The 20,365-nt window shown below is 67.8% G+C and carries 19 protein-coding genes and 2 pseudogenes; 7 read left to right on the forward strand and 14 right to left on the reverse strand.

The genetic code is table 11. The features are described from left to right. Positions 1-4 precede the first annotated feature (4 nt). The 3 genes from ACWEQQ_RS38720 to ACWEQQ_RS38730 are packed head-to-tail and all read right to left on the reverse strand — an operon-like array spanning position 5 to position 1,978. Positions 5-907, reverse strand: coding sequence for a universal stress protein (locus tag ACWEQQ_RS38720; RefSeq protein WP_452351673.1), 903 nt, complete (start codon positions 905-907; stop codon positions 5-7). Positions 908-925: 18 nt separating this feature from the next. After that, positions 926-1,186, reverse strand: a complete 261-nt coding sequence (locus ACWEQQ_RS38725; RefSeq protein ID WP_379426897.1) for an SHOCT domain-containing protein — start codon at positions 1,184-1,186, stop codon at positions 926-928. A gap of 30 nt (positions 1,187-1,216) precedes the next feature. Further along, positions 1,217-1,978 (reverse strand): SDR family NAD(P)-dependent oxidoreductase, encoded by a 762-nt coding sequence (locus ACWEQQ_RS38730; protein WP_452351674.1) that lies wholly within the window; start codon positions 1,976-1,978, stop codon positions 1,217-1,219. Positions 1,979-2,155: 177 nt separating this feature from the next. Here ACWEQQ_RS38730 and ACWEQQ_RS38735 point away from each other — a divergent pair, with 177 nt between their 5' ends. The 5 genes from ACWEQQ_RS38735 (at position 2,156) to ACWEQQ_RS38755 (ending at position 6,991) form a co-directional block, all read left to right on the forward strand. Further along, positions 2,156-2,866: an SRPBCC family protein gene (locus ACWEQQ_RS38735; protein ID WP_452351675.1), complete on the forward strand. Its 711-nt coding sequence runs from the start codon at positions 2,156-2,158 to the stop codon at positions 2,864-2,866. Then, on the forward strand, positions 2,863-3,864 hold the full coding sequence (locus ACWEQQ_RS38740; RefSeq protein WP_452351676.1) for an Acg family FMN-binding oxidoreductase: 1,002 nt from the start codon (positions 2,863-2,865) through the stop codon (positions 3,862-3,864). Before ACWEQQ_RS38735 ends, ACWEQQ_RS38740 begins: the two co-directional genes overlap by 4 nt. 24 nt (positions 3,865-3,888) lie before the next feature. After that, positions 3,889-4,893, forward strand: a complete 1,005-nt coding sequence (locus tag ACWEQQ_RS38745; protein ID WP_452351677.1) for a hypothetical protein — start codon at positions 3,889-3,891, stop codon at positions 4,891-4,893. A 35-nt stretch (positions 4,894-4,928) separates the two neighbouring features. Further along, on the forward strand, positions 4,929-5,972 hold the full coding sequence (locus tag ACWEQQ_RS38750; RefSeq protein ID WP_452342323.1) for a zinc-dependent alcohol dehydrogenase family protein: 1,044 nt from the start codon (positions 4,929-4,931) through the stop codon (positions 5,970-5,972). Positions 5,973-6,130: 158 nt separating this feature from the next. After that, positions 6,131-6,991, forward strand: a complete 861-nt coding sequence (locus ACWEQQ_RS38755) for a universal stress protein (protein WP_452351678.1) — start codon at positions 6,131-6,133, stop codon at positions 6,989-6,991. Here ACWEQQ_RS38755 and ACWEQQ_RS38760 read toward each other — a convergent pair. The 8 genes and pseudogenes from ACWEQQ_RS38760 to ACWEQQ_RS38795 form a co-directional block, all read right to left on the reverse strand. Next, complete coding sequence (locus ACWEQQ_RS38760) at positions 6,958-7,212, reverse strand: hypothetical protein (RefSeq protein ID WP_452351679.1); 255 nt, start codon at positions 7,210-7,212, stop codon at positions 6,958-6,960. The two genes, ACWEQQ_RS38755 and ACWEQQ_RS38760, sit on opposite strands and share 34 nt — an antisense overlap. Then, positions 7,209-7,880 (reverse strand): annotated as a pseudogene (locus ACWEQQ_RS38765) (DUF4389 domain-containing protein); the annotation flags it as partial. The gene ACWEQQ_RS38760 and the pseudogene ACWEQQ_RS38765, both read right to left, overlap by 4 nt. Before the next feature lie 72 nt (positions 7,881-7,952). Continuing rightward, on the reverse strand, positions 7,953-8,726 hold the full coding sequence (locus ACWEQQ_RS38770; protein WP_452351680.1) for a hypothetical protein: 774 nt from the start codon (positions 8,724-8,726) through the stop codon (positions 7,953-7,955). Between the two features lie 193 nt (positions 8,727-8,919). Continuing rightward, a complete protein-coding gene (locus tag ACWEQQ_RS38775; protein ID WP_452351681.1) occupies positions 8,920-10,278 on the reverse strand; it encodes a wax ester/triacylglycerol synthase family O-acyltransferase in 1,359 nt (452 codons plus the stop codon). 20 nt (positions 10,279-10,298) lie between these two features. Next, complete coding sequence (locus tag ACWEQQ_RS38780; protein ID WP_452351682.1) at positions 10,299-11,198, reverse strand: universal stress protein; 900 nt, start codon at positions 11,196-11,198, stop codon at positions 10,299-10,301. 30 nt (positions 11,199-11,228) lie between these two features. Then, positions 11,229-11,816 carry an Rv1733c family protein gene (locus ACWEQQ_RS38785; protein WP_452351683.1) on the reverse strand — a complete coding sequence of 196 codons (588 nt, stop codon included), beginning with the start codon at positions 11,814-11,816 and terminating at the stop codon, positions 11,229-11,231. 80 nt (positions 11,817-11,896) lie between these two features. Then, positions 11,897-13,606, reverse strand: coding sequence for a SulP family inorganic anion transporter (locus ACWEQQ_RS38790; protein ID WP_452351684.1), 1,710 nt, complete (start codon positions 13,604-13,606; stop codon positions 11,897-11,899). Positions 13,607-13,628: 22 nt separating this feature from the next. Then, positions 13,629-14,063, reverse strand: a complete 435-nt coding sequence (locus tag ACWEQQ_RS38795; protein ID WP_452342315.1) for a hypothetical protein — start codon at positions 14,061-14,063, stop codon at positions 13,629-13,631. A 230-nt stretch (positions 14,064-14,293) separates the two neighbouring features. Here ACWEQQ_RS38795 and ACWEQQ_RS38800 point away from each other — a divergent pair, with 230 nt between their 5' ends. Beyond that, positions 14,294-15,334, forward strand: coding sequence for an Acg family FMN-binding oxidoreductase (locus ACWEQQ_RS38800; RefSeq protein WP_452351685.1), 1,041 nt, complete (start codon positions 14,294-14,296; stop codon positions 15,332-15,334). A gap of 624 nt (positions 15,335-15,958) precedes the next feature. On the opposite strand, the gene ACWEQQ_RS38805 is transcribed toward ACWEQQ_RS38800, so the two are convergent. The 3 genes from ACWEQQ_RS38805 to ACWEQQ_RS38815 are packed head-to-tail and all read right to left on the reverse strand — an operon-like array spanning position 15,959 to position 19,592. Next, complete coding sequence (locus ACWEQQ_RS38805; protein ID WP_452351686.1) at positions 15,959-16,723, reverse strand: slipin family protein; 765 nt, start codon at positions 16,721-16,723, stop codon at positions 15,959-15,961. Further along, positions 16,720-17,280, reverse strand: a complete 561-nt coding sequence (locus ACWEQQ_RS38810; RefSeq protein ID WP_452351687.1) for a hypothetical protein — start codon at positions 17,278-17,280, stop codon at positions 16,720-16,722. Before ACWEQQ_RS38810 ends, ACWEQQ_RS38805 begins: the two co-directional genes overlap by 4 nt. Further along, complete coding sequence (locus ACWEQQ_RS38815) at positions 17,277-19,592, reverse strand: nitric-oxide reductase large subunit (RefSeq protein WP_452351688.1); 2,316 nt, start codon at positions 19,590-19,592, stop codon at positions 17,277-17,279. The genes ACWEQQ_RS38810 and ACWEQQ_RS38815 overlap by 4 nt, the downstream gene beginning before the upstream one ends. 356 nt (positions 19,593-19,948) lie before the next feature. Here ACWEQQ_RS38815 and ACWEQQ_RS38820 point away from each other — a divergent pair. Next, positions 19,949-20,149, forward strand: a pseudogene (locus ACWEQQ_RS38820) (transposase); the annotation flags it as partial. Positions 20,150-20,365 lie beyond the last annotated feature (216 nt).

Consider the following 20,365-nt stretch of genomic DNA (forward strand, 5'->3'; position numbering starts at 1 on the left):
CCGGTCAGCGGGTCGGCACCACGATCATCGGGCATTCCACGCTGTGCAGTAGGGCGTTGCTGGTCGAGCCGAGCAACATGCCGACGAACCCGCCGCGGCCGTGACTGCCGACCACCAGCAGCTGGGCGGTCTCCGCGGCTTCCAGCAGGGACTGGATCGGGCGGTCGCGAACCAGGATTCGGCGGACCTGGACGTCCGGGTAGCGTTCGCCGAATCCGGCCAGTCGTTCAGCGAGCAGTTCGGTTTCGCGGTCGCGGACGGCGTCCCACCCCGGCAGCGGCAGACCGCCACGGTTGGTGTCGCTCCAGGCGTGCAGCGCGTCGAGCCCGACCTTGCGACGGGATGCCTCCTCGAAAGCCAGCGTCAGGGCAGGCACGCTGTTGGGTGTGCCATCGATGCCGACGAGCACCGGCTTCTCCGCGGAGACCGGGTCGATCGCCGCTGTCGAATGCACGATCGCGATCGGGCAGTGGGCATGCCGCGTCACCGCGGTGCTCACCGATCCGAGCAGGCCACGCCTGATCGCGCCGTGCCCGCGGCTGCCCACCACCAGCAGGCGAGCCCGCCGCGACCGTTCGATCAGAGACGGAATCGCCGTGTCGAAGGTGACATCGGTGCGGATGGACAGGCCGTCGCCGACGGCGGCGGTGCGCGCTACGCGGCTCGCTTCGGTGACCACCCGCTTGCCATCCAGGCGGAGCCAGTCGGTGTCGGTATTGGTCAGCATCGCACCGGGCCCCCATCCGCCGGGGACCGCCATGGAGGTGACGATCTCCAGCGGCGAGCCGTGCAGTCCCGCATCCACGGCCGCCCAGGCCACGGCGAGGTACGAGACGGCCGATCCGTCCGTTGCCACGACGACCGGCGGATTCAGTTGCCCGCCGGGGGTTTCGGAAATCTCCGACATTCTCTCGCTCCTGTCGTCCTACTGCCGCGCGCCCGAGGCCCGCAGTGCGGCAAGGCGATTGGTGTATTCGGTCTCGTCGATCTCGCCGCGCGCGAAACGCTGGGCCAGCAGTTCCTGCGGCGACGGGGATTCATAGCGCCCCGAGCGGCCCGGGTCGGATACCGCGAACCGGACCGCGAACGCGATTCCGACGATGAGCAGGGCCCAGAAGACCAACATGCCCACGCCCATCCAGGCGTAGCCCCAGCCACCCATATCGTGGCCGTACCAGTACATCATGGCGATGCCTCCAGTTCTTTCGTGTCGCCATTACCGCTGGTCTGCACCAGACGTTTCGATCAGCCCGGCCTGACCGGTGGTCGCGCCGCCGTCGACCACGAATTCCGACCCGGTCGAGAAGGTCGCCTCCGTGACGAGGAACCGCACCATGGCCGCAACCTCCTCCGGGTCGCCGAATCGCGGCAGCGGCTGGGTGGCGGCGATCGACTCGGCCAGGCCGATGGTCATCGCCGTATGGATCAGCCCCGGGTGCACCGAGCACACGCGAATGCCGGACGAACCCAGTTCCAGCGCCGCGGCTTTGGTCAATCCGCGCAGTCCCCACTTGCTGGCGACGTATCCGCTGATGCCCGGGTATCCCATCAGGCCGGCGGTCGAGGAGATATTGACGATCGTGCCGCCGCCCGCGGCACGCAGGCGCGGCGCGGCCAGCCGCATCCCGAGCCAGGGCCCGTAGAGGTTGACGTCCAGCACGTGCCGGAACAGGGCGGGCGACTCGGACTCGACGGTCCCGAGGTCGAGGATCTCGGCGGTGTTCACCAGTGCGCCCAGCGGGCCGAATTCTCGCTCTGTCTTCTCCAGCACCCGCTGCCACTCCCCCTCGTCGGTGACGTCGAGGTGATGGAATCGTGCTTGCGGCCCATGGATTTCGGCGAGCTTGTTCCCGGCGTCGGTGCGCAGGTCCGCGACGACGACGCCGAAGCCCGCCTTCACCAGTTCCGCGACCACCGCCGCGCCGATTCCCCGCGCACCGCCGGTGACGAGCGCGCTCCGGTCCGTGAACTCCCTCATGGCATGTCCTCCGATCCGTGCGAATCCGCTGTTCGTTCACAGCATCCCGCGCGGGTGGCTGCGGCGAGATGGCCGAAAGTCACCGGTTCCGAGGGCGGATGTCGGGCCATCGGTCCCTGCGGAAATCCCGCGACGCGGCCGAGGATCGACATCGACGTCCCACCGAGAGGAACAACCGTGAAGACACCATTGGCGACCGCGATCGGCGTGGCCTCGGCTCTCACCGGGCTGGCGGCCGGATACCGGCTCTTCGCACGCACCAAGTGCGTGACCTGGGGCTCGACCGCCGAGGAAGTCGGGCGGGCGATGCCCGGCGACGGACTGCTCGCCGAAGCCGGCACCGTCACCACCCGTGCGATCACCGTCGCCGCCACGCCGGAGCAGATCTGGCCGTGGCTGGTTCAGATGGGACCGGGCCGGGCCGGCGCCTATACCTATGACTGGGTCGAGAACCTGCTCGGCCTGGACATGCACAGCGCCGACCAGATCCTGCCGCAGTATCAGCAGCTCGCGGTGGACGATGTGCTGCCGATGGGCAAGTCCGGTCCCGCGATGCGGGTGGCCGTGCTGGACCGCCCGCGCGCCTTCGTGCTGGCCTCGACCGACCACCACTGGGTGTGGGCGTTCGGCCTCTACCCGACCGCCGAGGGCACCCGGTTGATCAGCCGCAACCGCATCGCGCTACCGGACGCCGGTCTGCTGCAACGGCTCTTCTACATGCTGATCATGGAGCCCGGCAGCCTCATCATGGAGGCCAAGATGCTGCGGGGCATCAAGGAGCGGGCCGAACGCACCGTGCCGGCACTCGCCCTGGTGACCAACGTCCCTGGTCAGCAGGCGGAAAGCCCGTATGTTCCGAACTGGCCGACGCGAACACTCGAAGTATGACCGCAATGAACGCCACCCCGCTCGCCGTACCCGACCACCGCACGCTGCGGGCCGCGATGCTGCTGGCTTCGCGCGCGCCCTCCGTGCACAACACCCAGCCCTGGCATTGGCGCTTCGACGGCACACGGCTGCACCTGCGCACCGATCCCGACCGGCTGCTCATCGCCGCGGACCCGCACGGCCGGCAGCAGGTGATCAGCTGCGGCGCCATGCTGCACCACGTCCGCACCGCGTTCGGCGCGCAGGGCTGGCACACCGACACCACTCGGATCCCGGACCCGCTGGATCCCGGCCGCCTGGCCGAGATCAGCTTCCGGCCCTGGCCCGATCCCCCATCGGGTCTGGTGGCCCGCGCGGGCGCCATCGAGCACCGCCACACCGACCGGCTGCCGATGGGCGCGCCCGCGAACTGGGAAGACCTCCAGCGCCGGCTGCGCATGCTGGTCTCGCCGCACTACCTGGAGCTGGACACGCTCGACGACGCGGTACAGGCCAGGCTGGCCGCGGTATCCGAACAGACCGCGGCGCTGCGCCGGCACGACATGATGTACCAGGCCGAGATCGGCTGGTGGGCAGGGCATTCCGGGGATCCCGAGGGCGTTCCGGCCGCGGCGCTGGTCTCGGACGCGGAATTCGCCCGGGTCCGGGTGGGCCGGGTCTTCCCGTCCGCGGCGCACTCCATGCGGCGCGCGGAGACCGACGACCACGCCGGCATGGTCATGCTGAGCTCGGAGGGTGATTCCCTGCCCGAGTGGCTGGCGACCGGCGAGGCCCTCTCCGCGGTGCTGCTCGAATGCACGGTGGCCGGGCTGGCGACCTGCGCGCTCACCCACATCACCGAATTGCCCACGGGCCGAAACATTCTCACCAATCTGCTGCGGCATCCCGGCACACCGCAGATCGTCGTGCGGATCGGCACCGTGCCGGACGGGGAACCGCCGCTGCCGCCGACTCCCCGGCGCCCGCTGGCCGACATCCTCACGATCGAACAGGGCTGACGCGAGCGAAAGGCGCTATCCACCATGATCAGTGCGGCGTCGCAGGCGGTGTCCGGGAATCCGGCCCCCTTCACGTGGGTGACTGCGGTTTCGATGCTGGTGTTCTGCGGTGTGCTGTGGCTCATCGTCGACTACATGCGCACCCATCCACGACCCGCGATGTGGGTGTGGGGGCTGTCGCTGCTGACGTTCCCGCTCTGGATCTGGGGGCCCGGCCGCGATATCGGGCTGATCAACTGGTTCTCCTGGGCCAAGATTCTGTCGGTGCTCATCCCGCTGACCCTGGTCGGTGCCATGCGGATCGCCGTGGCCGAGCAACGCCCCGGACGGGTGTGGGAGATCCTGCGCAACCCGCGATTCCTGTGGTTCCCGTACGCGATCCTGTTCCTCAACATCGCCGAAGCCACCCTGCGCGACGCCCAGATCGGCAACTACTGGAACGCCGCGGTCGGGCTCGGACTGTGCCTCACGATCCCCTACTGCCCGCGCTTCTGGGAGGTGCTGCCCGGCCGCAACGCCGAGCTCGTCGCCTACACGACCATGGCGTGGAACTTCCTCTACACCACCTGGAATCTGTGCTTCACCTTCGGCGGATATCCCCCGCAGGAAGAGCATTTCGCCGCCAGTATCTGCATACTCGCGGTCGCGGAGATCTATCCGCTGGTCAAGCGCCGCCCCGAGCTCTACATCATGGCGCGCATCTACACGCTGCCCGTGCTCATGCTGGTGATCGCGATCTACAACATCTTCCCGAAGGTGATGCCGTCGGACGGCTGGTTCAACAATGATGTCTGGATCGTCTGGGGCATAGCCAATTTCGTCCTCACCATCCCCTACCTGTTCTGGTACACCTGGCAGCTCGAGACCGGCCGCTCCTTCCTCACCTTCCGGCGCGGCCGCGCCCGCGAGGATTTCCTGCGCCGGCACGGCGAACAGGTCCGCCAGCTCATCGACTTCGCCGATTCCCTCGACGCCGCGACCGATACGCACGGCCGCCGATCACGCTCTGCGGCGGCGCCGGACCGTTAGGCCGGTCGAGATGTCCGCGCACAGGAGGTATTCCGATGCGAGCAATGGTTTTTCATGGACCCGGGCAGAAATCCTGGGATGAGGCTCCCGACCCGGCCATCACGCAGCCGACCGATGCGATCATCCGTGTCGAGGCGGTGACGATCTGCGGCACCGATCTGCACATTCTCGAGGGTGACGTCCCCGAGTTCGCGCCCGGCCGGATTCTCGGTCACGAAGCCGTCGGCACCATCGTCGAGGTGGGTACCGGAGTGCACACCCGCAAGGTCGGCGAGCGGGTCCTGATCTCCTGCATCAGCGCTTGCGGCGCATGCCGATTCTGCCGGGAGGGCCGCTACGGGCAGTGCCTCGGCGGTGGTGGCTGGATCCTCGGCCATCTCATCGACGGCACGCAGGCGGAGATGGTGCGCGTCCCCTTCGCCGATACCTCGACCTACCCGATCCCCCAGGGCATATCCGACGAGCAGATGCTCATGCTCGCCGACATTCTGCCCACCAGCTACGAGGTCGGCGTCCTCAACGGCGCCGTGCGGCCGGGCGATACCGTGGCGATCATCGGCGCGGGTCCGATCGGGCTGGCCGCGATCGTCACCTCCCGGCTCTACAGCCCCGGCCACATCGTGGCCATCGACCTGGCCGACAGCCGGCTCGACGCCGCCGCGAAACTGGGCGCGGACGTCATCGTCAACAGCGGCCGCGACAATCCGGCCGACGTGATCGCACGGCTGACCGGCGGCCTCGGCGCGGACGTCACCATCGAGGCGGTCGGCATCCCGGAAACGTTCGAAACCGCAGTCGACCTCGTCCGCCCGGGCGGTCACGTCGCCAATATCGGCGTGCACGGCAAGCCCGCCACCCTGCACCTCGAGAAGATCTGGATCCGCGATCTCACCATCACCACCGGCCTGGTCGACACCTACTCCACACCCCGGCTCATCGACCTGGTGGCCAGCGGGCGGCTCGACCCCGCCGCGATGATCACCCACCGCTTCACAATGGACGAATTCCCCTCCGCGTACGACACCTTCGCGCGCGCCGGCGAGACCGGAGCGCTCAAGGTCGTCATCACCGCCGTGTAGGGCCGATACACCTGTCGCCCGGCCTGATCCGGCGCGCGGATGGTCTTACGTCACCGCGATCGAGGTCTCTCGCATCGTGTGCGATCGCCGGTGACGCGTCATTCTCGGAGAGTCGGAACAGGTTTCGCACGGATACGCCGGGCGGGAGGCAGGTAACGATGGACGCGCACCATGCTCGCAATGCCGTCGTGGCCGGGGTGGACGGCTCGACGGTTTCACTCAATGCCGTCCGCTGGGCCGCATATCTCGCCACGGCCATCCACGAACCGCTCGTCATCGCCTGCGCGCCGAGATTTCCTCGCGGCGACGGCGAGGCGGAGCACGCTCACCCGAGCGGACGGGTGGTGCGCTGGCACGAGATCGCCGCGCACACCACCGAACACGCTGTGGCACTGGTGCGTTCCTGTGCACCCGAGTTGCCCGTCACCACCGAGGTCACCCCCGAGGCGGCCGCTCCCGCGCTCATCGCGCGCAGCACGCACGCCCGGATCCTGGTGGTCGGGGCCCAGACCGCCTGGGATGGGCGGCTGGTCGGCCAGACGACCATGGAGGTCGCGCGCCACGCGCGGTGCCCGGTCGCGATATGGCGCGGTAGAACGGGCCGTCGCATTCCGCGGTGGAAACCGGTCACGGTGGGTGTGGACGGCACCCCACTCAGTACGGCGGCCCTCGCGCTGGGATTCGAACTCGCCGAGGCACTCTCGGTGCCGCTGACCGCGGTGCACTGCCGGCCGGGGAACCGGATCGTGCCGATCGGACCGGCAGCCGACCACACGGCCGCGGACGATGCCGTCCTGACGAGTGCGCTGGCACCGCATCGGCTGGCTCACCCGGACGTGGAGGTCACCGAGGTGACCGTTCCCGGCGTACCCGCCACCGTTCTGGCGGAGACGGGTCACGATTCCCAGCTACTGGTGGTCGGCACACGCGGCCGCAACTCCGCGACCGCCGCATTGTTCGGATCCACCAGCCGGGATCTGTTGCATCACTCGCCGTGTCCCGTCGTGCTGTGCGGTTGAGCGGCCGGGTGTTCGGCGAGGCTGCGGAAGGGCCAGAGGGGTTCGTAGCGGAAGTCGGCGCCGGCCGAGGAGGCGACGGTGGCCGGCGGCGCCGGCGCGGACTGGTCATTGCGATCGCAGAGGATCGCCACCAGGGTCGCGGCGACCAGCACCACCGCGACCGCCACCAGCACGGCGAGGACTGCCCAGCGTTCCGGCACCCGGGGGAATCTCGTTGTCACGGTGCGACGTCCTCGGCCGGTTCCCGCGGGCCCTGGTCGAGCCGGAAGGGTGGATAGTCGTCGGTCAGCAGGGCCGAATACGCCAGGACGCGGTAGAACCACCGGTTCACGCCGAGGACGAATCCGAACAGTCCGCGCGGGTAGCGGCCGGTGAACAGCAGGGCGACCGCGGCGATCAGTACCAGCACGCCGATCAGCGGAATCGTGTTGCCGGCGTTGCTGTCGCCCGTGTCGCCGCCGAGCATCACACCGCCGCCGAACAGGGCGGCCAGAATCAAATAGTGCGGGATGGCGAGCAGCCACCATTTCACGAGAGCGAGCCCGCGCGAGAGCCGTTCGGGGTAGTCGATCTCCAGATCCGCCGGGTAGTCGGTCTGCCGCAGGGTGAACGGCGGATACCTGTCGGTGCCCAGTGCCGCGTAGGTGTAGAACTGCACTCGCCAGGACCAGCGCATCACACCCACGGTGAAGTCGAACAGCGAGCGCGGGTAGCGCCCGGTGAACAGGATCGCGAACCACGCCACCACCGTGACCACCCAGAAGGCGATCCACAGGAACAACAGCACGATGTAGTGGGGTATCGCGAGGATCCATTTCACCAGCCACAGCCAGCGGGAGAGCGGTTCGTCCAGGTCGCCGCGCAGTCGGACGGAGCGGACGGTGGAGGGTTCGGGGTTCATGTCGTTCTCCTGTTCGGAAAGGGTCGAGCACGGTCTCGAGGGGGAATCCGTTGCCGGACTTCAGGATCGGAGCTCCGTATGCGGCGTCCGGCGATGCCCGTCGGCCAGTACCTGGGTCAGGAAGGCGCCGGTCACCCACGCCATGGCGGCGGCCATGGCGGCACCTCCCAGCGCACCGATGGCGGCAGTGAGAATCGGCGGCTGGCCCGGCTGCCACAGCGGCGGCGCCACCACCGTGAAGGCGATGAGCCCAGCGATCCATGCCACCGCGTTGGCCAGGATCCACAGTGCGGACCGATCACTGAAGCGGCGCAACACCGTCCACTGCGCGACGCCGATCGAGGACACCACGATCAGCGAGCCCGCCACGGCCACCGGAACCTGTGCCCACGTGGGCCACGCGCCGAATCGTTCGCCGTAGAGCATGGGCAGGATACCGATCGACCACGCCGCCACCGCCCCTACCGAAGTGACTGCCATCCACTCGCGAATTCGTAAACAGGACAACAGCGTTCGCAACACCCGCGCCTGGAAGTACCCGAGGACGGCGCCTTCGACCGCCCCCGCCGTCAGCATGACGGCGGCAACCGCCGCCCCACTCGCGCGTGCGATGAGCGCACCCGCGAGTGCCGGCACGAGGAACCCGAGGAATTCTCCGGCGGTCACCGTGACGAACCACCGTGCGCGCACCTCATGCACCGCCGACGCGGGCGTCGTTGGCTCGACCATCGCGCCGGAATGGCGTGTCCTGTACTCCCCCAGCGCATGTCGCAGTGCGTTCGGCAGCCGCAGGGCCGCCGCCCCGATGCCGTGGCCCCCGTACCCGGTAACCATTGTGTCCTCCGTCCGCGAGCGCGTCGATCCGCCCGCCGGTCCGATCGTCCGCCATGACGGGGCTCCGCAGACAGAAGCCGAAGTCCCACGCCCGACGGCCTTTCGCCGCTGCCGGTGACACCGTGGGCAGGACCTTGGTCCCGCCGGTAGCGGGACCTCTGGCTGTCCGACGGTGGCCCCGGGCACCGGAGACCTACTCGGCCGGGTGCTGCGGCCGGGCTCGCGCGGCGGTGAGCAGTTCGGTTATGGCGGTGTGGATTCCGTCGGCGAGCACCTCGAGGTCGGGGGTGGAGTCGTAGTCGCCGGTGATGCCGAAGGTGAGCTGATCACCGTAGCTCAGGATCGCGATGCCGGTACGCAGGCGCATGGCGATGGGAATGGCCGGTATCAGCTCCAGGACCTCGCGACCCAGCATGGTGAGGGTGCGGCGCGGGCCCGGGACGTTGGTCGCCACGGCCGTCACGCCGCGCTGTGGCAGATGCGACCACAGCCGCATGCCCCAGGCAACCGGAGCGAACGGAAGCCGGCCGGCGAGGGCGAGCAGCGACTTCTCGGCTTGCGCCGCCCCGCCCGACTTGTGCCGGGCCATCCGACGGTGAATGGTGGTGAGCCGTTCGACCGGGTCGTCGAGATGCAGGGGCAGCAGGGACAGAACCGCCGAGATACGGTTGTCGAGAAACGTTTTCGCATCCGCAGCACGCATCGACACCGGGACGAGGATCCGCACGCTGTTCCCGGTGGGTTCTTCCCCGCGCCCGAGCAGGACAGCTCGGTACGCCGATGTCACCGCGGCCAGCACGACGTCGTTGACCGTCGTGTCGAAGCCGTGGCCGATCTCCCTGATCTCGCTGAGCGAGGCTCGCGCGATCGCATAGCGCCGTTGCCTGCCGATCGGACCGTTGAGCGAGGAGGCCGCGGGCGTGGAGACGAGAGCGGCCGCCACCGGGACCAGGCTGCGGACCAGACCCAACGCATAGCGTGGCACCTCCACCGGCAATCGGAGCCCGGTGACCGCCCAGTCGAACCAGTTCCCGCCTCCGGCGGCATCGGTGTCCGGCGTCGGCTTCTCCCGGCTCTCCACTTCCGTTTCATCACAGAAGCTTTCGAACAGATTCACGCCGGAGACGCCGTCGACCAGACTGTGATGCGCCTTCACGATCACGACCCAGCGCCCGCCCGCGAGGTGGTCGACGACGACGCACTCCCACATCGGATGATCGCGGTCCAGGCGCTCCACCAGCTCACCGGCGACGAATTCACGCAAGGCGGGCTCGTCGGCAGGCGCGGGCAGCCCGCTCCACCGGATATGGTGGGCGAGATCGAAATTCGGGTCGTCCTCCCAAACCGGTACGGCCAGGTCCAGTGGCGTACGCCGGACACGCTGCCGCAGGCGTTCGTTGGCCGAGACCCGCTCGGCCAGCGCCGCCGCGAATTCCGCACGACCGGGAGGCGCACCGGCCAGGATCGCCACGGCGGCGATACCGAGGCTGACATGCCGATCGGAGTCCTCCAGTTCGATGAATCCCGCGTCCAGCGGCTGTAATTCGGTCATGAGCGACACCTGATCCTCGATTACGCGCGCACGACGACCGTCGGAGTCTCGACGTTGTGCAACACGGTGGAACTGGTGGAACCGAGCAGCATGCCCGTGAAGCCGCCGCGGCCGCGGCTGCCGATCACGACCAATTGCGCGTGCTCGGATTCCTGGAGCAGAGCCTGGGCTGGGCGCTCCGTCACCAGCATGCGACGGACCGGCACGTCGGGATAGCGTTCGCCGAGCCCGGCAAGCCGCTCGGAGAGCAGTTCGTTCTCCTGCGCACGCAGCGGCTCCCAGCCGATCAGCGGCACGTATGAGCCGAGAACATCGGTCCAAGCGTGTAGCGCGGTCACCCCGACCTTGCGTACCGAAGCCTCCTGGAACGCGAATTCCACTGCGGGCACGCTGTGGGGGGAGCCGTCGATGCCGACCAGCACCGGCTTCTCCGCCGACAGCGGATCGGCCGCCGCGGTCGCGTGGATCACGGCTACCGGGCAGTGCGCGTGCCGGGTGACCGCATCGGCCACCGAGCCGAGTAGGCCGCGCCGGATCGCGCCCAGTCCGCGGCTGCCCACGGCGATCGCACGCGCGTGCCGGGACTGATCGAGGAGATGGCCGATGATGGGTTCGCGAATCACCTCGGTCGTGATCGGCACGGCCGCACCCGTCGCCGCGGCGCGCACCAGGCGGCCGGCTTCGCCGACGATTCGCTGACCGTCCCGGTCGAGCAGCTCCAGGTCGGTGTCTCCGAGCAACTCGCCGGGGATTTCGCTGACAGGCAGCGAGATGGAGGTGACGAGGTGCAGTCCGCAGCCGTGCAGATCCGCGGCCACCGCGGCCCACACCGCTGCCCGGTATGAGGTCGCCGAGCCGTCGACGGCGGCGATGATGCGCGACATCGGTTGCCCGGCAACAGAACTGAGGTCGGCGCTCATGATCGGTATCCTCCCGATGGTCTGTGGTGACTATGTACCGATGGGACGGCCGAGCCCGCGCAGCTCCGCCTCCCAGCGTGCGGCGTGCAGGCGTTCCAGCCCCTGCGTGACGCACCAGAGCAGCGCGAACACTCCGAATCCAGCTCCTATGAGCAGTGCGAGACCGGTGCCGACGCCGTCCCACACCGCCATTTCGGGTTCCCGCGGCGGGTCGGTGGCCAGCCCGTCGGGCCCGACCCAGAGCTGCACCGTGTCACCGACCTTCGTATCGCGCCGGATCTCGATCGTTCCGGTCGCGAGGCTCCCGTCGCGCTGCCACTGCACCCGTGACTCGAAACGCGCCGGCTGCGCGGGACCGGCCGGCTGGACTTCCTTCGGCGCGGTCAGAACCGTCGCGTGGACCGTGGTCTTCGAAGCGTTCGCGACACTGATGTGGGCGGCGCTGCGGGTGTACGTCTCGGTGCCTACCGCGGCAGCGACCGGCACGGCCAGCAGCAGCAGGACGACCACCAGCATGTGCAGCACCGACGCCCAGCGGTCGGATGCCCGCATGAGCGGATTTCTGTTCCACGGCCGCATCCGCCACACCCGCCACGGCAGGGAGCAATTGTGTGACATGGCCTTGCACCTCGTCCCTGGAGTTTCTCGTCTGCCCGTTCAGCATCTCGCGTCCGGGGCCGCTCGGTGACGGCCGAAAGTCACTGATCCGCCGGTCCGAGGTCGCCGGTCCGGTGCCGATAGGCCGCCAGCGCCGTCGGCAGCGTCGGAAACAGGCGATCTGCGCCGATGCGGGCGGTGAGCCCAGCCGCGTCGAGCGCCGCGCGCAGATCCTTCTTGACCCTAGCCATCGCGAAAACCACTCCACGGGAGGCCAATTCGGCGCGGAGCTGATCGACGGCGTCGAGTGCGGTCAGATCGACCTCGACATTGGCCTCGGCATTGAGGACGAACCAGCGGACCGGAACCGTCGCGGCGGCGGTATCGACGGCCGCCAGCGCACGGCGACGGAAGTCCTCGGCGTTGGCGAAGCACAGAGGGGCGTCGTACCGATAGACCACCAGTCCGGGCACGGTCGTCGCCTCCGGGTAGTCGTCGATGTCGTGCATGCCGGCCAGACCGGTGACGAAGCCCTGGATCGCATCGTGGGCTCGGGCCACCCGGCGCAGCAGGTCCAGGATGGACAGCCCGACGGCGATGAAGATCCCGTACAGGACGCCGACTGCCAGCACTGCGAGGGCCGTGCTGAGCGCGAGCACCAGCTCGCTGCGACGGAATCGCGCCAGGCGGCGGAACTCCGGCAGGTCGATCAGCCGCAGCGCAGCGTAGATCACCAGCGCGCCCAGCGCGGCGGCCGGGAACGCGGCGAGCACGGTCCGCCCCCAGAACAAGACGGCGAGCACCGTCAGCAGCGCCCCTACCGCGTAGAGTTGGGTACGCGCACCCGCGGCGTCGGCGATGCTCGTGCGGCTGCCACTGCAGCTGACCGGAAAGCCCTGCGAGACACCGGCGGTCAGGTTGGTCGCGCCCATGGCGAGCAGTTCGCGATTCGCGTCGACGGCCACGCTGTGCCGGGCCGCGAACGCGCGGGCGGTCAGGACCATGTCGGAGAATCCGACCAGGGCAATCCCGACCGCGGGTAGCAGCAGCTTCGCCAGGTCCGCGGCCGCGACGTGCGGTACACCGGGAACCGGCAGCCCGGACGGGATCTCACCCACCACGCGAATCCCGCTTTCCCGCAACGAGAACACCGCAACCACCGCTGTCGCGCCCAGCACCGCCACCAGCGGCCCCGGCAGCCGTGGCGCCCGCCACGCCGCCAGCAGCAGCACGGCCAGCGTGCCGCCGGCCAGACACACGGTAGGCCAATGCAATTCGTCGACATGCGTAGCGAAGGACCGCAGTTCATCGGGGATGGACTCACCTGTCACACTCACCCGGCTGACCCGGCCGAGCTGGCCCACGATCATGATTCCTGCCGTCCCGGCCAGGTAGCCGACCAGTACCGGCTTCGACAGCAGGTCGGCCAATACGCCCAGCCGGGTCACCGCGCCGACCACACAGCAGGCTCCGACCAGCAGCGCGAGCGCTGCGGCCAAGGCCGCGTATCGGGCGGAGTCACCCGCGGCCAGCGGCGCCAGCGCCACCGCCGTCATGAGCGCCGTCGTCGATTCCGGCCCGACCGAGAGCAACCGTGAGGTCCCCAGCACCACATAGACGGCCAGCGGGCCGAGCACCGCCCACAGGCCCGCGATCGGCGCCAGACCGGCCACCGTCGCATACGCCATCACCTGCGGAATCAGATAGGCAGCCACGGTGACTCCGGCCACGGCGTCGGTCCGCAGCCACCCACGCCGGTAACCCCGGAACTGTCGGGTCCCGGGCAGCCACCGCCCCGTGGCGTCACCCATCAGAGCACCGTAGCGCGCGAAGTCACCGCATCGCGCTGTCCAGGACGAGCACGCCGGCACTGAGAAGGGCGATCGCCTTCAGGACTTCGAGGGCGACGTAGGCATAGTGGCTGCGCGATCGCGGCCCCTCGTGCCCGGCCAGCACCGCGTCGCTGCGCCGGGTCAGCCGGGGGCGCACGAAAGCGAGCTGCAGGACCAGCGCGCCGATCGCGACAGCGAGGGCGCCGGTCGTCGCAGCACCGGGGGGATCAGCCCAGACGGCGGCGAGAACGAGGACGGCGAGCAGGGATTCGACGCCGTTGAGGGCCCGGAAGACCAGGCGTCCGATGCCGAGTCCGATGGCAAGGGTGACATTCGGGGCGCGGAACTTCAGCGGTGCCTCGATGAACGAGATGGCCAGCACCATGCCCAGCCAGAGGAAGACTGCGGCGGTGATGAAGGCACGGGCGGTGGTCATGGGATCGGTCCTCTCCGGTCGGCATTCCCGAGCCTGGCGCAGCCACCGTCAGACCCAGCAGAGTCGACAGGTCGTATTCGAGATGACCATTGCCCCTGGGCATCGGGCCTCGATCAGCCCCGCCGCCTGCGTTGCCGAACAACCGCACAGCGCACAACAGGACCAAATACCCTGCGGTACAGGAGCAACGGCCGTATGTGCGAGCTGCTGGCAAACCGCAGACTTCCGGTATGAGCAGCGACGAAGGTGTGCGCGGTCGGTCCGTGCCCGATCCGGCGACAATCACGGCGATGGTCGAGGTGGCGGCGCGGGCGCCGTCGCTGCACAACACTCAGCCGTGGCGCTGGCGCTTCGATGGCAGACGCCTCTATCTGTATGCCGACGCCGAACGGCAGCTGACCTCGACCGACCCGCTCGGCCGCCAGCTGGTGATCAGTTGTGGCGCGATGCTGCACCACGTCAGGACCGTGTTCGCCGACCGCGGCTGGCACACCGACATCCTGCGCGTACCCGATGAACGCCACCCGGATCGACTGGCCGCCATCGATTTCCGGCCGTGGAGCAATCCCCCGGCGAGCATCCACGCCCTGGCCCGAGCCGTCGAACACCGGCGCACCGACCGGCTGGCCCTCCACGAGCCGCAGGGGTGGGCCGAACTCCTGCCCAGGCTGCGCGCGCTGACAGCGGCACAGTATGTGCGGCTCGACCTGCTCGACGAATCCGTCCGGCCGCAGCTCGCCGCACTCTCCAGGAAATTCGCGACACTGCGCGGCCACGACATGTTCTACGACACCGAACTCCACTGGTGGGCAGGACATTCCGACGGGCAGGAGGGCATCCCGCGCACCGCACTGGCATCGAAGGCGGAGTTCGCCCAGGTCGGCGTCGGCCGGGTGTTCCCCCCGGGTCCGCGCACCGTCCGCCGCGATCACTTCGCCGATCGTGCCCAGCTCGTGGTGCTCAGCGCCGTGCGGGACTCGGTACCGCAATGGGTTCGTGTCGGCGAGGCGCTGTCCGCGGTACTACTCGAGTGCACGGCCGCCGGGCTCGCCACCTGCACCCTGACCAATATCACGGAGCTACCTGACGGGCGGGACCTGCTCACCGGCATGATATCCAGCCCCGGCATTCCGCAGGCGGTAGTCCGCATCGGCACCCCACCGATCGACGACGCACACCAACCTCCCCCCACCCCTCGACGCCCGGTAGCGGACATACTCACTCTCGCCGACCAGGCCGCCCCGGCACCGCCGCATCGGCGAAACCGCTGACCTCCAGGAGCCACCCGGGCGCCGGTCGGGGCCGACGCCCGGGCAGGCAGCAAACCAACCGCACCCGGGCGTCGACCTCGACGTCGTCACCGGGATCGTTGCAGGCAACCCGCGGGACGACCGTGAGCCGCCGCGAAGGGATGGGCGGCTCACGACTCTCGATCCCCTCCCCTCCGCGTGGCGCGACTCGGGATCGAAAACTACTGCTGTAGTAGCTGATTGGAAACTCTATCGAGCGCGCCGCCGATATCCACCAGACCAGCCGCCGATTAGGGGGTGATATGTGTTACTTCAGTTAACATGCCTGATCAGTGCATTCACGAAAGCCATCGAGCAATGCCGATCCGGGGGATTACAAGACCAACCGACCAGTAAAAGCAGGAAAAACAGACTGGGCAACTGATCAGTAACCCAGCGTGCCAGGAACGACTCCCACAAGTGCCGCAAACACGGTCCTGCCACCGAAAACCGATGCCGCCAACGAGATGGTCTCGTCGACGGCATCTCCAGGGCGAGTCAGCTCGAAATCCTCTGTGGCACATGGGGCACTTCGTCAGCATCCGCAGGCACTCGATGCGGCGGGGCAGGAAACGGGGCGTCACGCCACGGCACCAGCCCCAGCCCCTACTCGGAGTCCGCCACAGGCCGCAACAAGCGGGTGAGAGGTTCGGCGAGGTCGATGGGCATCGGGAAAACGACCGTCGAGCGTCCCTCGCCCCCGAGCTCGCCCAACGCCTGCAGATAGCGCAGCTGGAGGGCAGCCGGTGTGTCGGCGAGCAATTGAGCTGCCTCACGGGTGTTTTCGGCCGCCTGCACCTCACCGCGCGAGTGGATGACCCGCGCACGCCGTTCACGCTCGGCCTCGGCCTGGCGGGCAATGGCACGCTGCATGGCCTCCGGGATCTCGACATCCTTGATCTCGACGAGACTCACCTTGACTCCCCAGGGCTCGGTTTGCTCGTCGATGATCTTCCGCAGATTCGCATTGAGCTGGTCACGCTCCGACAGGAGGGTATCGAGATCCTCACGGCCGAGCACGGAACGCAGTGTGGTCTGGGCGATCTGGGAGGTGGCCACCGCATGGTTCTCGACCTCCACCACGCTGCGCACCGCATCGAGGACGCGGAAATAGGCGACCGCATTCACCCGCACGGGAACGTTGTCGCGACTGATGGCCTCCTGCGGTGGGATGGTGAGGGTGATGGTCCGCAAATCCACGCGAACCATGCGGTCCACGAACGGAATCAGTGCCACCATGCCGGGCCCCCGCAGCGGCCGCAGCCGACCGAGCCGGAACACCACAGCACGTTCGTATTCACGCAGAACGCGCACCGTCGACAAGGCAAGCACCGAGGTCACAACCACCATCGCCATGACGATCAGCATCATCGGGCACTCCTTTCCGCCGTGGGGACACCGGTGGGGAAGTCGGCAGGCGTATGGCGGAAGTGACCTGTCAGCACCCAGGCGGCGACCACCCAGCCGACGGCGATCGGCGTCAGCACGAGCAGAGTCGTGAGTGACCAGTGCAGGACCGCGGCGATCATCAGGAAGATGCCGGCGAGTACCACAAGCATGAGGGCCATGCCACGATGGAATCGACCCGCCTCCGAATGCGGCCAGGGATCGATCGCGCGGCTGACCTCCCGCCCGTGCGACGAGTCGGTGCACTCCCGCTTCTCCGGACAGGCATTGCACACCGACGGACGCGCCCGGTAGCGAACCAAACGCGCATCGTCATCGACACGATGCGGCCACAGCGGCTGATTGGTCGGGCACACCCAGTAGTCGTGGTGGGGCAGATAGCGGAAGCCCGCAGTACGATGCCGCTCCGAGCGTTGATGAATGTGCCGCGCAAGGCAATCCAACCCGGCGGCGCAGCCGATGAGAATGAGCGCGTACCCGCCCATCAGCAGCGTCTGCCCGGCGGGGGCGGAGGAACTCATTGCTCGTCGCCCCCGGACACCGTCGCGAGTTCGTCCATGACGATGTCGGAATCGCCCGTGCCCACCGTCTTCTGCTCCGCGGGCTGCGCTCCACCCCTCCCGCGGTACTTCACCGCGAGCCACATGATCCATACCAGCGGCGCGATGCCACCCACCATGAACACGATGTCGCCGGGCATGCGCAGCCATTCCAGCACCGAATTCGCGTGGCTCTGAATGTAGGTCAGCTCGCGGGCTTCGTAGTATCCGCTGTCGACCGCCTTGTACAACTGCAGCAGGCCGATGGGTAGCAGCGTCGCGAACACCATCCATGCCAGGCCGATGTTCAGCGACCAGAAGGAGATTTTCGCCAGCCGGTCCGGCCATTTGCCGGCCGGGATCATGTAGCGAACGCAGAACAGGGCGAACGCGATCGCCAGCATGCCATACACGCCCATCATCGCCGCATGCGAGTGATTGGCGGTCAACGCGGTGCCGATCTCGTAGTACGACACCACCGGCAGGTTGATCAGAAATCCGAAGATCCCCGCGCCCAGGAAGTTCCAGAATCCCACCGCGACCAGGAACATGACCGCCCACCGATGCGGGAACACCGTGGCCGACCGTGCCTCCTGCCGGGAGCCCAGTTGCAAGAAGCTCCATGCCTCTAGCGTGAGGAAGGTCAGGGGCATCACTTCGAGCGCCGAGAACACCGCGCCCAGCGCCATGGTTTCGGGCGGCGTGCCATTGAAATACATGTGGTGCATGGTGCCGATCACGCCGCCGGCCGAGTACAGGATGATGTCGAGGTAGATCACCACCATACCGACCTTCTCGCGCACCACCCCGAGCAGTACGAACATGTAGGCGACCATGACGGTGGTGAACAGTTCGAGGAAATCCTCCACCCACAGGTGTACCACCCAGAACCGCCAGAACTCGGTGTGGGTGAAGGTGTCGCCGGGCCGCGCCAGCAGCCCCACCGCGTACACCGCCGGAATTGCCAGCGCGGCAAGGAAGAACAGCCAGGGCATGTTGCCGGGCGATTCGTTCGCCAGATGTCGGCGCAAACCGCGGTACAGGATCACCACCCAGATCGCCAGCCCGGCCACGAGCAGGATCTGCCAGAATCGCGCCAGGTCGAGAAAGGTGAACTGCTGGGCGGCAAAGAAATTCGTGAACGACACCTTGCCGTGAATGCTCAGCGCCTCACCGATGAGGCTGCCGAAGACCACCACCGCGACCGCGCCCAGCAGCAGGTAGGAGAGCTTGCCTTGCCCGCGTGGTTCCCGCTTGGCGATCAAGGGGGCCAGAAAGATTCCCGCCGCCAGGAACGCCGCTACCACCCAGAACAATGCCAACTGCAAATGCCAGGTGCGAGTCAGATTGTATGGCAGTACTTTTGCCAGGTCGAGGCCGAAGAAGGTGGTCACATCGGCGCGATAGTGCTCGGTGGCCGCGCCCAGCAGGCTCTGCACGCCGAACAGGATCACCACCACCGCGAAATACCACCGGGTGGAGCGTTGTCCGGGAGTAAGCGCCACCTCACCAGGCTGCCGGAACGACAACGTGGCCGCTTCACGGCCACGCCACCCGATCCGCTCACCCCAACGGCCGAATGCCGCGAACACCAGGCCGATGCCGCCCAGCAACGCTATGAGTGAAACAACACTCCATACAACGACATTCGCGGTGGGACCGTTGCCGACACGCGGCTCCGACGGCCAGGAGTTGGTGTAGGAGTAATCGTGGCCGGGCCGGTGCGCCGCCGACATCCACGCCGTCCACGAGAAGAACGCCGTCATATCATGGATATGCGCCCGATCGGAGATCACCTCGGGCTTCAGGCCCAGTTCCGTACCCGCGCTACCGAAGACATCTGCGTAGTGATCGACCAGCCGTTCGAACGCCTGCGACTGCTCGGGGCTGTAGACCAGCACACCGCTGTTCTCGTCGTACCGGTTGGCCTGAAAGTCAGCCGCAACCTTGTCTCGCGCCTGGCCGCTGTTCCTGCCCTGCTCGAGTGCGAAGTCAGCGGCCCGGCGCAGATAATCGGCGGTGTAATCCGGTCCGAGCCACGCACCGTGCCCGAGCACCGACCCGTACTGCATCAACCCCGCGGCCAGGAAGATCTTCTGCCCGTTGGCGATGTCATCCTTGACGAAGAGAACCTCACCGTCGGTGCTCTGCACCCGGTCCGGAATAGGCGGGCCTGCGTCATAGGTCCGAAACGCCAGCAACCCCATGACGAAGAATCCGAACAAGGCAACAAGGGCACACGCCTGAATCCACCCCTTTCCGAGGAGCAATTGTCGCCTCGAACTCCGGCCCATCCCTGATCCTCCCTTTCACTCACGCCTTTTCACTCGCGGAAAACACGCTGAAGCAGAGCCGACTGGCCATCAACGAAGGATCATCCAGTACTCGACCACGCATTTCCGACAGCGACACACGGACCTGCCCGCCCCTGCTGACGGGTTCCGGCCGAGCAGCAAGCGGTACAGAGCCTTACCGTGGTTCAAGAACATTCATGGCACACAATGCCGGCACGACCGAGTACTCGGCCCTGATACTCCAGCAGCGCTTCGTGATTCGGTGAGTTGTCGATTCCACTGACGACGGGGCGGGGTCTGCGGCTCCGTGCGTGACTTGTGTCGGTCGATGAGGATCTCGCAAGAACGGGTGAGCCCTGGCCGAAGCGGCCGGCGATCAGACGCCGGACGGGATGCAGCAGTTACTGAACAAGGCGCCGTCAGATGCCGACGGGGTGCGCGACGACCCGCGTCCCTCTGCGGTCGAGCATCTCGGCGAGCCCGACGGTGCACTGGTGGATGAGACCGGTTTCGTGAAGAAGGGCATCAAATCGGCTGGGGTGCAACGGCAATACTCTGAAGCGAGGCTCGATGCGGTTGACTTCGACACGAAACAGGTTCTGGCCCAACGGATGCCGCGTTGGGCTCCGGCGGCACCCCGACCGGCACCAGCGACGCGGAATTGATCCGCGTCGCTGGCACCAGGTGAGCGGCCGAGGACTGGTCCCGGACCGCGAGAACCGATGTCGGACTCGACCAGTACCAGTCCGCCGCTCCGACGCCTGGTACCGCTA

This window comes from Nocardia sp. NPDC004123, assembly GCF_053603795.1.

Coding starts and splice junctions, on each gene's coding strand:
- ACWEQQ_RS38720 (WP_452351673.1), bottom strand. CDS start 907: ATGTCGGAGATTTCCGAAACCCCCGGCGGGCAACTGAATCCGCCGGTC.
- ACWEQQ_RS38725 (WP_379426897.1), bottom strand. CDS start 1,186: ATGATGTACTGGTACGGCCACGATATGGGTGGCTGGGGCTACGCCTGG.
- ACWEQQ_RS38730 (WP_452351674.1), bottom strand. CDS start 1,978: ATGAGGGAGTTCACGGACCGGAGCGCGCTCGTCACCGGCGGTGCGCGG.
- ACWEQQ_RS38740 (WP_452351676.1), top strand. CDS start 2,863: ATGACCGCAATGAACGCCACCCCGCTCGCCGTACCCGACCACCGCACG.
- ACWEQQ_RS38745 (WP_452351677.1), top strand. CDS start 3,889: ATGATCAGTGCGGCGTCGCAGGCGGTGTCCGGGAATCCGGCCCCCTTC.
- ACWEQQ_RS38750 (WP_452342323.1), top strand. CDS start 4,929: ATGCGAGCAATGGTTTTTCATGGACCCGGGCAGAAATCCTGGGATGAG.
- ACWEQQ_RS38755 (WP_452351678.1), top strand. CDS start 6,131: ATGGACGCGCACCATGCTCGCAATGCCGTCGTGGCCGGGGTGGACGGC.
- ACWEQQ_RS38770 (WP_452351680.1), bottom strand. CDS start 8,726: ATGGTTACCGGGTACGGGGGCCACGGCATCGGGGCGGCGGCCCTGCGG.
- ACWEQQ_RS38775 (WP_452351681.1), bottom strand. CDS start 10,278: ATGACCGAATTACAGCCGCTGGACGCGGGATTCATCGAACTGGAGGAC.
- ACWEQQ_RS38780 (WP_452351682.1), bottom strand. CDS start 11,198: ATGAGCGCCGACCTCAGTTCTGTTGCCGGGCAACCGATGTCGCGCATC.
- ACWEQQ_RS38785 (WP_452351683.1), bottom strand. CDS start 11,816: ATGTCACACAATTGCTCCCTGCCGTGGCGGGTGTGGCGGATGCGGCCG.
- ACWEQQ_RS38790 (WP_452351684.1), bottom strand. CDS start 13,606: ATGGGTGACGCCACGGGGCGGTGGCTGCCCGGGACCCGACAGTTCCGG.
- ACWEQQ_RS38795 (WP_452342315.1), bottom strand. CDS start 14,063: ATGACCACCGCCCGTGCCTTCATCACCGCCGCAGTCTTCCTCTGGCTG.
- ACWEQQ_RS38800 (WP_452351685.1), top strand. CDS start 14,294: ATGAGCAGCGACGAAGGTGTGCGCGGTCGGTCCGTGCCCGATCCGGCG.
- ACWEQQ_RS38805 (WP_452351686.1), bottom strand. CDS start 16,723: ATGATGCTGATCGTCATGGCGATGGTGGTTGTGACCTCGGTGCTTGCC.
- ACWEQQ_RS38810 (WP_452351687.1), bottom strand. CDS start 17,280: ATGAGTTCCTCCGCCCCCGCCGGGCAGACGCTGCTGATGGGCGGGTAC.
- ACWEQQ_RS38815 (WP_452351688.1), bottom strand. CDS start 19,592: ATGGGCCGGAGTTCGAGGCGACAATTGCTCCTCGGAAAGGGGTGGATT.